The 11546-nt window shown below is 67.8% G+C and carries 11 protein-coding genes; 7 read left to right on the top strand and 4 right to left on the bottom strand.

Annotation, left to right across the window (positions count from 1 at the left end; translation table 11 throughout):
- On the top strand, window positions 1-486 hold a 486-nt coding region (locus ADL25_RS40670; RefSeq protein ID WP_199839300.1), incomplete at its 5' end, for a C40 family peptidase.
- Between the two features lie 35 nt (window positions 487-521).
- On the opposite strand, the gene ADL25_RS40665 is transcribed toward ADL25_RS40670, so the two are convergent.
- Complete coding sequence (locus tag ADL25_RS40665; RefSeq protein WP_059132966.1) at window positions 522-920, bottom strand: hypothetical protein; 399 nt, start codon at window positions 918-920, stop codon at window positions 522-524.
- A gap of 677 nt (window positions 921-1597) precedes the next feature.
- Here ADL25_RS40665 and ADL25_RS49480 point away from each other — a divergent pair.
- Window positions 1598-1933, top strand: coding sequence for a hypothetical protein (locus ADL25_RS49480; protein ID WP_159045128.1), 336 nt, complete (start codon window positions 1598-1600; stop codon window positions 1931-1933).
- Window positions 1934-2540: 607 nt separating this feature from the next.
- Window positions 2541-2945, top strand: coding sequence for a nuclear transport factor 2 family protein (locus ADL25_RS40655; protein WP_059132964.1), 405 nt, complete (start codon window positions 2541-2543; stop codon window positions 2943-2945).
- A 46-nt stretch (window positions 2946-2991) separates the two neighbouring features.
- Here the strand turns inward: ADL25_RS40655 and ADL25_RS40650 are convergent, their stop codons facing one another.
- The 3 genes from ADL25_RS40650 to ADL25_RS40640 all read right to left on the bottom strand — a co-directional run bounded on the left by ADL25_RS40650 (window position 2992) and on the right by ADL25_RS40640 (window position 6320).
- On the bottom strand, window positions 2992-4500 hold the full coding sequence (locus tag ADL25_RS40650; protein ID WP_059132963.1) for a CoA-acylating methylmalonate-semialdehyde dehydrogenase: 1509 nt from the start codon (window positions 4498-4500) through the stop codon (window positions 2992-2994).
- 405 nt (window positions 4501-4905) lie between these two features.
- Window positions 4906-5829 carry an NADP-dependent oxidoreductase gene (locus tag ADL25_RS40645; protein WP_059132962.1) on the bottom strand — a complete coding sequence of 308 codons (924 nt, stop codon included), beginning with the start codon at window positions 5827-5829 and terminating at the stop codon, window positions 4906-4908.
- The gene (locus ADL25_RS40640; RefSeq protein ID WP_063805854.1) at window positions 5829-6320 is read right to left on the bottom strand and encodes a nuclear transport factor 2 family protein; all 492 of its coding nucleotides are present in this window, start codon (window positions 6318-6320) and stop codon (window positions 5829-5831) included. Before ADL25_RS40640 ends, ADL25_RS40645 begins: the two co-directional genes overlap by 1 nt.
- A gap of 159 nt (window positions 6321-6479) precedes the next feature.
- On the opposite strand from ADL25_RS40640, the gene ADL25_RS40635 reads away from it, so the two are divergent.
- The 4 genes from ADL25_RS40635 to ADL25_RS40620 all read left to right on the top strand — a co-directional run bounded on the left by ADL25_RS40635 (window position 6480) and on the right by ADL25_RS40620 (window position 11508).
- Complete coding sequence (locus ADL25_RS40635; protein ID WP_059132960.1) at window positions 6480-7301, top strand: LysR family transcriptional regulator; 822 nt, start codon at window positions 6480-6482, stop codon at window positions 7299-7301.
- Between the two features lie 496 nt (window positions 7302-7797).
- Complete coding sequence (locus tag ADL25_RS40630) at window positions 7798-8328, top strand: (2Fe-2S)-binding protein (protein WP_059132974.1); 531 nt, start codon at window positions 7798-7800, stop codon at window positions 8326-8328.
- The gene (locus tag ADL25_RS40625; RefSeq protein WP_059132959.1) at window positions 8315-9304 is read left to right on the top strand and encodes an FAD binding domain-containing protein; all 990 of its coding nucleotides are present in this window, start codon (window positions 8315-8317) and stop codon (window positions 9302-9304) included. The genes ADL25_RS40630 and ADL25_RS40625 overlap by 14 nt, the downstream gene beginning before the upstream one ends.
- Window positions 9301-11508, top strand: a complete 2208-nt coding sequence (locus tag ADL25_RS40620; protein WP_059132958.1) for a xanthine dehydrogenase family protein molybdopterin-binding subunit — start codon at window positions 9301-9303, stop codon at window positions 11506-11508. Before ADL25_RS40625 ends, ADL25_RS40620 begins: the two co-directional genes overlap by 4 nt.
- Window positions 11509-11546 lie beyond the last annotated feature (38 nt).

Raw genomic sequence — 11546 nt, 5'->3', positions numbered from 1 at the left:
AAGCTCGCCGACGCGCAGAAGCTGCTCAACAGCCTCACCGCGCAGGAGCGCGCGGCCCTCCAGGCCGACCAGGCCCGCGCCAGCCGCGACAGCATGCGCGACGCCCTCGGCGGTTCCACCGCACCCGCCTCCGGGCGGGCCGGTGCCGCGTACGGCGTGGCCCAGGGCAAGGTCGGCTCGCCCTATGTCTACGGCGCCTCCGGCCCGTCCTCCTTCGACTGCTCGGGCCTGACCTCGTGGGCGTATGCTCAAGTCGGTGTCGGTATACCTCGCACGTCCGAGGCGCAGGCGAACGCCGGCACCCGCATCTACTCGACAAGCGGTCTGAAGGTCGGCGATCTCGTCTTCTTCTTCAACGACCTGCACCACGTGGGCCTTTACGCGGGCAACGGTCAGGTGCTGCACGCCCCGCGCCCCGGCACGGTCGTCCGGTACGAGTCCATGAGCACGATCGGCGGACCGTTCATGTTCGGCGTTCGCGTCTGACCGCCGTCACCAACCGGTCATCGGGATGCGGTTGTCTACCGTCCTCGTACTTCCGGCCTCAGCCAGAGGTGGAGCGTCTGCGTACTTTCCCCGGGTGCCGTGAGATTGACGTGGCCGTAACCGGTGGCGCCCGCGTACCGGTCCGTACCACCGGTGATCGCGATGTCGATGTCTTCCGGTGGCGCGGACGTGGGTGAGGACGTCCCGTTCTGCCAGGTGACCTGTCCGTCGGGGAAGAGGAACGTGCCTCTGCACTGGTCGCTGTGCGGACTTGGGGAGGTGAGAGTGCCCCCGATCTGGGTGCATTCCAGCATCTCCTTGCCGAACGGCTGACCGTTCCGCTGGATTGTGTTGATGTAGAGATACTGCTTTCCCACCCCGGTTTGGGGGTTGCCGTTGGAGAGGTACGTGATCTGCTCTGCGCGTGCGGTCAAGCGGAGGACCTCATAACGGTCGTCGCTTCGCTGTGCACCGGGGGAGGGGGGTTGTTGAGAGGCGGACGCGGAGTTCGGTGCGGCGGCAACGGAAAGTACGGCTGCTGCGACAAGCCCCCACTTGGAAACGGTATGCACCGTTACTCACCTCTGTCGTTGATTTTCCCAAACGATCGACTGCAAGTATTGATCTTGTGGAGGGGAAGTCAAAGATCAAACGTGCCGCGTTGCTCTTTTCCCCCGGTTGGCCGCAGTTGGCTGTTTTCGAATTCCGATGTCGTGTCAATCCGAATCCAGGACAGGCCGTTGCCGCCGCCTTGGGGTTGGCTTTGCATCATTGCTGATCAACGCTGTCCAAGAACAGCCGGACGAGCGGACACGAACGGTCCTGTTGGGCCGTAACGGGCAGGCAAGCTATGGTCGCGGCATTGTCGGAGGTTTCTGATCTGCGGGACGCGCGAGGGATCCGGCCTCGGTTGCCGACGGTGGTCGGGGTGCCACTGGCCGCGGCGCTGGCCGGCGGTACGTCGGTGTACGTGATCGGGCAGTGGATCGCCGGGTGTGCGCAGAAGACCCTGGAGGTGGGTCATGAGGGACAGACCCTTGCAGGCTGTCGTCCTCAACGCCCTGGAAACCCGAGTGGGAAGCGCGGTTCGCGCCGAGCAGCTACGGCTTCCGTGAGCGACGACAATGCCATCATGCTCATACGAACCGGCCGCAACCCGCACCCAAGAGGTTCAATGCTCTATCAGAGCCCTGCTGACTTTTGCGCCGAGTACGCCAAAGCGCACAACCACGACAAAACCGATGGATTCGGCGCCGTGTCCACACTGGAAAAGGTGACCGTCGTCAGCGAGACCTCGGACACGGTGCGGGTCGAGGCGCTCTGGTTCACATATGGCCACGACCCGGATTCCGGGTACTACGACGTTTTTGAGCGCGCCGCCTTCGTCCTGGTCAAGCGGTACGACGGGTGGCGCCTGCACTCCGAAGAAGATCTCGGCTACGAGTGACAACTGATCAGCGTCTCCGACCCAGCACTCCCCGCCTGTCCATCCTCTGACCAGGTTCCTCCGCGCGCCTTCCTCGTACAGAGCCTGTCTTGACACATCGGGTGGGGTGGCACGGGCAGACGCAGCGTAGGCACGCCCGATGGTTGCGGTTCGACCGGATCGACTCCCTGGACTGGGTCGGGTGCCGGTCACCGCGTGGAGCCTGGACGACGCCCGGAGGCCGCCACGAGCTACGCACCACCCAGGTCCTGCCCGCCCCGCCCGAGCCGAACTTCCCACACGAAACGTGGTAATCACTCTGCTCAGAACCCACGACACCACCAACGTCGCCGCCACACTGCGCTACAACGCCCGCAAAACCCGTCGGATCCTCAAACTTCTGGAGCTTCCACCAGCCTGAACGCACCACCCGCCGACTTTGCCGGCCCGTGGAATCAGAACTTGCCCGATCCTGAACCGTGGGTGTCCGAACCCCGGTGGGCGTGTGGGGCGGTCTAGGCTGTCTCCGTTGCCGATGACGTTCAAAGGGCCGAGCGCGCGGGGCGGAAGGCCGCAGGCGGTCCTGGATTCGGGCCGTGGTCCGCACGCCCGTGGAAGGGTGAATACGATGGATCCCGATATCCGGACCAGAGACGCACTCGAAGAACACTGGCGGGCGTCGGAACGTGGGGACATCGAATCCGAGCACGCCATCTACGCCGAGGACGCGATCCTCGACTACCCCCAGTCAGGGGAACGATTTCGGGGACGTGCGACGATCTCGGCGCAACGTGGTGGGCACCACGCCGATCGGCATTTCACCGTCCACCGGATCGTTGGTTTGGGGGATCTGTGGGTCAGCGAGTGCGTCATCACGTACGACGGGGTGCCCACTTATTCGGTCAGCATCATGGAATTCGCCCACGGGCAAGTGGTCCACGAGACGCAGTACTTCGCAGATGCCTTCGGTGCGCCCGACTGGCGCAGAGCGCTGGCTGAGCGGATGCCGGGCAGGAACATCGCCGGCGGCTGACCCCGAACGGGCAGTCGACTCGGCTGTAGGTGCGGACTCGTCGCGTTCAGTGGGACGTGGGGAAGCCCGAGTCCGGACCGGTCGCCGTCTCGGCCGGATCCGGCCAGCGACTCGTGACGACCTTGCCCCGCGTGTAGAAGTGCACGGCTTCACTTCCGTACATGCGGTGGTCGCCGAAGGCCGAGTCCTTCCAGCCGCCGAAGGAGTGGTAGCCCACCGGGACCGGCATCGGCACGTTCACACCCACCATGCCGACCTCGACTTCCAGCTGGAACCGCCGCGCCGCGCCGCCGTCGCGGGTGAAGATCGCGCCGGCATTGCCGTACGGGGAGCCGTTGATGATCTCCATGGCCTGCTCATAGGTCTCCGCGCGGAGTACGCACAGGACGGGACCGAAGATCTCGTTCCGGTAGGCGTCCGAGTCCGTGCGGACCCTGTCGAGGAGCGAAATACCCATCCAGTGCCCGTTCTCCAAGTCCTTGACGGTGAAGTCCCTGCCGTCGAGCACGACTTCGGCACCCTGGGCCGCGGCGCCGGCGACGTACTCCGCGACCTCGTCGCGGTGCTCCTTGGTGACCAGCGGGCCCATGTCGGACGTCGGGTCGTTGCCCGGCCCGATCTTGACCTTTGCGGCGCGTTCGGCGATCCGCGAGACCAGCGCGTCACCCGCCGAGCCGACCGCAACCACCACGGAGACGGCCATGCAACGCTGACCGGCGGAGCCGTAGGCTGCGGACACGGCGGCCTCGGCCGCCGCGTCGAGGTCGGCGTCGGGCAGCACCAGCATGTGGTTCTTCGCGCCGCCGAGGGCCTGGACGCGCTTCCCACCGGCGGACGCCCTGCTGTAGACATGGCGGGCGACCGGCGTGGAGCCCACGAACGATACGGCGGCGACGTCCGGATGGTCGAGCAGCGCGTCCACGGCGGACTTGTCGCCATGAAGGATGTTGAGCACACCGTCGGGCACGCCCGCCTCGGCCGCGAGTTCCGCGAGGAGGATGGACGCGGACGGCGCCTTCCCGCTCGGCTTGTGGACGAAGGTGTTCCCGCAGGCGATGGCCATGGGGAACATCCACATACTGATCATCGCGGGGAAGTTGAACGGCGAGATGCCGACGATCACACCGAGCGGCTGGCGGATGGACGCCACGTCGGTGCCGCTCGACACCTCGGTGGACGTGTCGCCCTTGAGTGCCGTTCCGAGCCCGCAGGCCAGTTCGATGATCTCCAGGCCGCGGGCCACCTCGGCGAGCGCGTCCGAGTGGATCTTGCCCTGCTCGGCGGTTATCAGCGCGGCGATGTCGTCACGGCGCGCGTCCAGCAGGGCCCGGTAGCGGAAGAGGATCGCGATCCGCTGGGCGAGCGGGGACATGCTCCATGTGGTGTAGGCCGCCTTTGCCGCGGCGACCGCGGCGTCGACCTCGTCCGCGCCGGCCAACGCCACGTGCGTGGTGACCTCTCCGGTGGCGGGATCGGTCACAGGGGCCCAGGCCCCGGTGGCGCCTGAAGCGTCTCCGAAGGGCTTGCCACCGATCCAGTGGGTGACGGTCTTCATCGCCGGAACTCCTTCAAGATGGCGGCGGGCCGCGAGATTCGTGAAGTGGCTCGGACCGGAAGGGCGACCGGATCAGTGAGCCACGGTCGAGTGCGACCACGCCGCGCGGGCGGGACTGCTGAGTTGGAATCTACGGTTCCAGGCTCGCCGCCGAGGCCAATGAGAGGCTCGGAGCCCGAAGTGCCCCTGACAGGTCCCGTACTGTCGTGGCACGGATCACTCGCATGCCGAACGCCGGCGCCGTAGGCATGCGGGCGGGCACCTGATGGTCGGCCGGGACGACGCAGAGGGACAATTCCAGCCGGGCCCAAGAGGCCGGCGGTCCTTCTGAGCGAGTGCGACGTGCGATGCTGCACGTCGAGGGCATTGCCGCACGGGCGCCTGTTGAGCGTCAGCGGAGGCAGGTCAGTCGATCGTGATGACGATCTTGCCGGCGACGTCCCCGGCAGCCAGCGCGCGTTGTGCGTCGGCTGCGCGCTCCAGCGGATATGTGGCGCCGATCCGAACGTGCAGCCGGTCCGCCTCGGCGAGTTCCACCAGGGCGCTGAGGTCGGCGTGGTCCATACGGCAGAAGACCGGAAGGACACCCGTCAGGCCGGCGTCGGCGATCGACGCCACACGTGCGTCATGCGCCGCCGCCCGGGCCGCCGCGGTGAGCACGCCGCGGCCGTGGGTGTCCAGGACCGCGTCCGCGCCGTTGGGGACGTGTTCACGGACGTGGTCGGCGACACCGCATCCGTAGATGACCGGCTCGGCTCCGAGCGCTCGCAGGTACTCGTGATCTCGCTCCGAGGCGGTTCCGATGACTCGAGCGCCGCGTGACAAGGCGATCTGGACGGCGAGGGAGCCGACGCCACCGGCCGCCCCGTGTACAAGCAGGGTTTCGCCCCGTTGGACGTTCAGGGCGTGCACAACGGCCTGATACGCGGTCAGACCCGCCAGTGGCAGACCCGAGGCCTGCGTGAAGCTCATGGTGCGGGGTTTGCGGACCAGAGTGCGCACATCCGCGGCGACGAACTCGGCCAGTCCGCCGTGAGCGCGCTGCACTTCCCCCCTGACGTATCCGATGACCTCGCTGCCCGTCGAGAACTCCGGCGTCGCCGGCCCCGGGCGTTCCACCACGCCGGCGATGTCCCAGCCGGGGACGACGGGGAAGTATGTCTCGAGGGCGTCGTCGAGTGTTCCCGCCTGCAGGGCCAGGTCCGCGGGATTGAGCGCGGCGGCTTTCACCCGTACCAGGACCGTGTCGACGTGCGTCTTCGGTTCGGGCAGCTCGGCCGGCTCTAGAACTTCCGGACCGCCGTAACGGCGGTAGACCATCGCCTTCATCACGCACCCGGAATCGCGATCGGCATGTCCATGAGAACGTCATGCTTCACGATCTTCCACTCGCCGTCGACGCGGCGCAGTGCGGTCTCGTAGTAGCCGGACTCGATCGGCCGCACCGTACCCTGGGCGCCGAAGGCTCCCTCCGGCCAGCCGTCCGCGGGTCGCGCGGCGGCCTGCACGGAGAAGACGACGAACTGGGCGCTGATCCGGGCGTCGTCTCGGTCGACGTCGATGATGTGGTCGGCGGTGGTGTGATGGCTCGAGCCGCCCTCGGGGTGCGGCGCCATCAGATTCTCCACCGCGTACTCCACACCGGCCCCGCCGATCAAGGGGTCACCGAACGGCTCGTAGGAGTCCCGTCCTGCCTTCTTCACATGGATCTGCATGACCGCGTCGTCGGTGAACAAGGCCCCTTGCGCCTTGCCGTCACGGCGGTCCGTCGCCCGTACGTATCGGGCCAGGACTTCTTGGATCTTGCGCTCGTCACTCACTCGTACTGCTCCTTCAGGGCTCATTTGCGGACCCGGTAGGGGCTGTCGACGGGTCTGCCGCTGTGGAGCACCCATTTCGAACCGGCCGCGACGTCCAGTGGACCAGTCGTCGGCGTGACGAGCCATGATCGTTGTGACATGCCGCGATACTCTCAGGGTATGGATCGGCTGGAGACCCGGGAGCTCGTCTATTTCGTAGCCGTGGCCGAGGAACTGCACTTCACCCGTGCCGCGGAGCGGCTGGGCATCGCGCAGCCGCCGCTGTCCCGGGCCATCTCGCGACTGGAGCGCCGGATGGGGGTCGCTCTTCTGCAGCGGACCAGTCGCCGGGTCGCCCTCACCTCGGCGGGTTCCGTCTTCCTGGAGGAATGCCGGCGTCTGCTGGAAGGGCTGGACGGTGCCGTACGTCGCACGCAGCAGGCGAGCCTTCCGCCACGGCTCGTCCTCGCGGTCCGACCGGGAACCGGCTCCGAACTCCTTGCGCGGATGCTGCGTTCGTACCAGAGCGCAGAACTCGAGCTCGTTTTCACCCATGACGGGACCAAGGCACTGCGCGACGGTTCGGCCGATGTCGCACTGCTGTGCATCGGCAGCGACGATCTCACGGATCTGCGGACCACCGTGGTCACGGAGGAGCGTCCGATGGCGCTGCTGCCACGCGAACACGACCTTGCGCGGCAGACGACGGTGACCGTCGCGGACCTTCGCCAGGAGGCGATGTATCAGGATCACTGCCCGCCAATGGGGCTGGACGAAATCCTCGACAGGGTCACTCTCGGACGTCTTGTCACCGTCGTGGGATCCGGCGTCGGCGAGCGGCTGACGCCCGGAGTGAAGGCCGTCCCGGTGACGGATCTGCCCGGCACGACGCTGGCTCTGGGCTGGCTGAAGGACGTCACACGGCCGGAGGTCACCGCCTTCGTCCGGGCCGCGCAGCGCGTCATGGCCGGCCAAGCGCGGGGCTCGGCCGCGGCAGCCTGATCCGCGCGAGGCGGCCGAGGAGGGTGCTCGGGCACGTGCACCGACCATCGTTTCGCGTGGCCGTGTGTTCACTGCGACCGGCGGGCGGCACTCCTGTGAGGCTGCGGTGCCGCAGCGAGGGTGCCGCGGGTGTCCCGGTGCAGCCCCCGGTCGGAGTACAGCCCCAGGTCGAAATCGGGAGTGTGCCGCACTGCCGATCGAGGGCTCTGTTCGGCCGCAGCCCAGGGGCGCAGGACTCGCCGTGCGTCATCCATCCGGGTCTGTGGATCACTGTCCGTAGCATGCCGTCTGCGCCGCGGCACTGCGACGCCCCGGATCTCCGTCGCGGTCACCCTCGCGAGGGTGTGCGCCCCCCTGGCTGGACTGCATGCCGAGCACTCATTCGGACTATATGGTGATGAAATGCACTAATTATCCCGCGGCGGTCGAATGAGCTCACCGTTTCCGCCCCCAGGAGGGGCGTGAGTCATATGTGGCACGTCCGGAGGAGGACGCGATGAGAGACGTGGCGAGCGAACGGGACGTGGACAGCCGCTCCACCGTCAACGAGCGGGTCGTGACGCTCGATGTGAACGGACGGACGTACACCCTGCGCCTGGACACCCGAGTGACCCTGCTTGACGCCCTTCGGGACCGACTGGGTCTGGTCGGCACCAAGAAGGGGTGCGACCAGGGCGCCTGCGGTGCGTGTACGGTCCATCTCGACGGCAGGCGAGTGCTGTCGTGTCTGACACTCGCCGCCCAGGCCGAGGGCCGGGAGATCACCACCATCGAAGGACTGACCGGCGCGGACGGGCCGCACCCGGTGCAGCGGGCGTTCATGGAGCACGACGGCTTCCAGTGCGGCTTCTGCACGCCGGGCCAGATCATGTCCGCGGTGGCGCTGATGGCCGAGGGCCGGGCCGGCTCCGACGAGGAGATCCGGGAGTACATGAGCGGCAACATCTGCCGCTGCGGCGCGTACCCCAACATCGTGGCCGCGATACGCGCGGTGGCGTCCGGGGGAGGTCACGATGCGCACCTTTGACTACGTGCGGGCCACCGACACTCAGGAAGCGGTGCGGCTGCTGGCCGACGACCCGGCGGCCTCATGTCTCGCGGGCGGCACGACGCAACTGGATCTGATGAAGGACGGGATCCTTGAGCCACCGCGGCTGATCGACATCACCCGGCTTCCGTTGCACGGTATCGAGCGGCGCGGTGAGTCCCTGCATGTGGGTGCTCTGGCCACGATGGAGGAACTCGCGGCCGAGCCGATCGTGGCCGAGCGGTTGCCCGTGGTGCGCGAATCCCTGCTGCTGGGGGCATCGGTGCAGTTGCGGAACATGGCCACCATCGGCGGCAATCTGCTGCAGCGCACCCGCTGCCGCTACTTCCGGGACCCCGGCGTCGCCGAGTGCAACAAGCGTTCCCCGGGCTCGGGTTGTGCGGCCGTGATGGGTGCGGCGCGCATGCACGCCGTGCTCGGCGTGAGCGAGCGGTGCATCGCACTGCACGCATCCGACCTCGCCGTCGCCCTGGTGTCGCTGGACGCCCTCGTGCACATCCAGGGGCCGACACAACGGCGCACCGTGCCCCTGACCGAGTTCTACATCACCGCCGCCGAAAGCCCGGAGCACGAGAACGTCCTGGACCACGCCGAGTTGATCACGGAGGTGGAGATCCCGTTGCCGCCACCGACCGCGCGCTCGGGCTACCTGAAGGTCCGTGACCGGGTTTCGTACGAGTTCGCCCTCACCTCGGCCGCGGTACTGCTCGTGATCGACGGCGGCACGATCCGTCAGGCCCGGGTGGGACTCGGCGGAGTGGGGTCCAAGCCCTGGCGTGCCTACGAAGCCGAGCATGTGCTGACCGGCGCGCCGGTCACGACGGCCACCTTCCTGGACGCGGCCGAGGCGACCATGCGTGACGCCTGGACGGTGCCGGGCACCGAGTTCAAAGTGCCGCTCGCCCGGCGCACGCTGGTGCGCGAGCTGCAGACAGTGGCAGGAGTGACCTCATGAGCACGGTCGAGAGCAGGCCGCTGATCGGCGAAGGCATCAGCAGGGTCGACGGCCCGCGCAAGGTCACGGGCGCCGCACCGTACCCGATGGACTTCAGCGTTCCCGGTCAGGCCTACGGCACCCTGGTACAGAGCACCATCGCCGCCGGCCGGATCGTCCGCATGCACACCGACGAGGCCGCACACTCCCCGGGCGTGGTCACCGTACTCACCCACGAGAACGCCCTGGAGGTCGGGACGGGCCCGGCATCGGTGCTCGGCGCCTCGCCGCCCGCCCCGCTGCGCAACGACCGGATCGTCCACCACGGCCAGCACATCGCCTTCGTGGTGGCCGAGACGCCCGAGCAGGCCACTGCCGCGGCACGGCTGGTGCGCGCCGACTACGAGGCCGCGGAGCCCCTGCTCGATCTGCAGGACCCACGGGCCGAGCACCTGCACGACCCGTGGGGGATGGACCACTCGCGCGGCGACGCCGCCGCGGCGCTGGAGAGCGCCGAAGTGACCTTGCACAGCACGTACTTGACGGCGGACAACACCAACAACCCGCTCGGGTTGTTCGCCACTTTGGCCGTGTGGGACGGCGACACCCTCACTGTCCACGACACAAGCCAGTGGCCGTCGATGGTGCGCGCCAGCCTGGCGATGGCCTTCGGTATCCCGGAGAGTTCGGTGCGGGTCCTGGTGCCCTACGTGGGCGGCGGCTTCGGAGCCGGTCTGCGCGCGTGGCCGCATGTGATTCTCACCGCCATGGCCGCCCGGATGACCAAGCGTCCGGTGAAGCTGGTGCTCACCCGGCCGCAGATGTTCACCTCCATCGGGCACCGCCCGAGCGGAGTGCAGTGGCTCAGCGTGGGCATCAGGCGCGACGGCGAACTGGTCGCTCTCGACCACCGCAGTCTCAGCTCGCTGAGCATGGAGGACAACGACTTCGAGCCGTTCTCGTCCGGAACCGCCTTCGCCTACCAGTGCCCGAACGTCATCACCCGGGACGAACAGGCCAAGCTCAACATCGCCGTTCCGACGTCGATGCGCGCCCCGGCCGAGGCACAGGGCAACTTCGCACTGGAGTCGGCGCTCGACGAACTGTCCTACACCCTGGGCATCGATCCGGTGGAGTTGCGGTTGCGCAACCACACCGATGTCGATCCCCGTAACGGGCTGCCCTGGTCGGGCAAGGCGATCCTGGAGTGCTACGAGATCGGCGCGCGACGCTTCGGCTGGTCCGACCGGAACCCCGAACCACGGTCCATGCGTGACGGCAACTGGCTCGTCGGGTACGGCATGGCGAGCGCGATGTTCCCGTACTTCGCGCAGCCCTGCATGGCCGAGGCGACCGTCAACCGGGACGGCAGTGCCTTCGTGCGCAGTGCGGCGACCGACATCGGCACCGGCACATACACGGTGATGGCACAGCTGTCCGCCGAGGAACTGGGCCTGCCCCTGGAGAAGGTGCGCTTCGACCTCGGCGACTCGGACATGCCCGACTCGATGATGGCGGGAGGCTCCGGCCTGACCGGCGCCCTCGGCAACGCGGTCCACGACGCATGCCGGCGGCTTGTGCGCTCGTTCGTGGACCTCGTACGCGACGACGCCGATTCGCCCCTGATGGGGATTTCCCCGCACGACGTGGAGTGCAGCGACGGCCGGATCCACCTCATGGGCTGTCCTGACCGTGGGGAGTCGTACGTCGACATTCTCGCCCGGCACGGGACGCCTCAGCTGTCGGCGACCGGGAGCAGCACGCCTCCGGACGCCAAGGAGATCGGCCTGTCCCTCGCCGGGGCCTACGGCGCGAAGTTCGTGGAGGTGCGCGTCGACCCCGACCTCGGTCTTGTCCGTGTCGCCCGGGTGGTCTCGGCGATCGACGGCGGGCGCATCCTCAACGAGAAGACGGCCAGGAGCCAGATCATCGGCGGCACGGTAGGCGGGATCGGCATGGCTCTGCTGGAGGACACCGTCACCGACCCGCGCACCGGGCGCATCGCCAACGGCACGTTCGCCGACTACCTCGTGGCCGTGAACGCCGATGTTCCGGAGCTGGACGTGGTGTTCGTCGGTGAACCCGACCGCGGTACGCCTACGGGCACCAAGGGCGTGGGCGAGGTGGGCCTGGTCGGTATCGCGCCCGCGATCACCAACGCCGTGTACCACGCGACCGGAAAGCGGATCCGTTCGCTGCCGATCACCCTCGACACCCTCCTTTGAGTCGAGTGGTCCCCAACAGCCCTCAGAGTGAAGGGAAG

This window comes from Streptomyces sp. NRRL F-5122 (genome assembly GCF_001507435.1).
In the GTDB taxonomy this organism is placed as follows: domain Bacteria; phylum Actinomycetota; class Actinomycetes; order Streptomycetales; family Streptomycetaceae; genus Streptomyces; species Streptomyces lannensis.
This window is presented reverse-complemented; position numbering and strand designations above follow the sequence as displayed.

Excerpts from the sequence above, each read along its gene's own strand:
- ADL25_RS40655 (WP_059132964.1), top strand. The coding sequence starts at position 2,541 with ATGGATCCCGATATCCGGACCAGAGACGCACTCGAAGAACACTGGCGG.
- ADL25_RS40650 (WP_059132963.1), bottom strand. The coding sequence starts at position 4,500 with ATGAAGACCGTCACCCACTGGATCGGTGGCAAGCCCTTCGGAGACGCT.
- ADL25_RS40645 (WP_059132962.1), bottom strand. The coding sequence starts at position 5,829 with ATGAAGGCGATGGTCTACCGCCGTTACGGCGGTCCGGAAGTTCTAGAG.
- ADL25_RS40635 (WP_059132960.1), top strand. The coding sequence starts at position 6,480 with ATGGATCGGCTGGAGACCCGGGAGCTCGTCTATTTCGTAGCCGTGGCC.
- ADL25_RS40630 (WP_059132974.1), top strand. The coding sequence starts at position 7,798 with ATGAGAGACGTGGCGAGCGAACGGGACGTGGACAGCCGCTCCACCGTC.
- ADL25_RS40625 (WP_059132959.1), top strand. The coding sequence starts at position 8,315 with ATGCGCACCTTTGACTACGTGCGGGCCACCGACACTCAGGAAGCGGTG.
- ADL25_RS40620 (WP_059132958.1), top strand. The coding sequence starts at position 9,301 with ATGAGCACGGTCGAGAGCAGGCCGCTGATCGGCGAAGGCATCAGCAGG.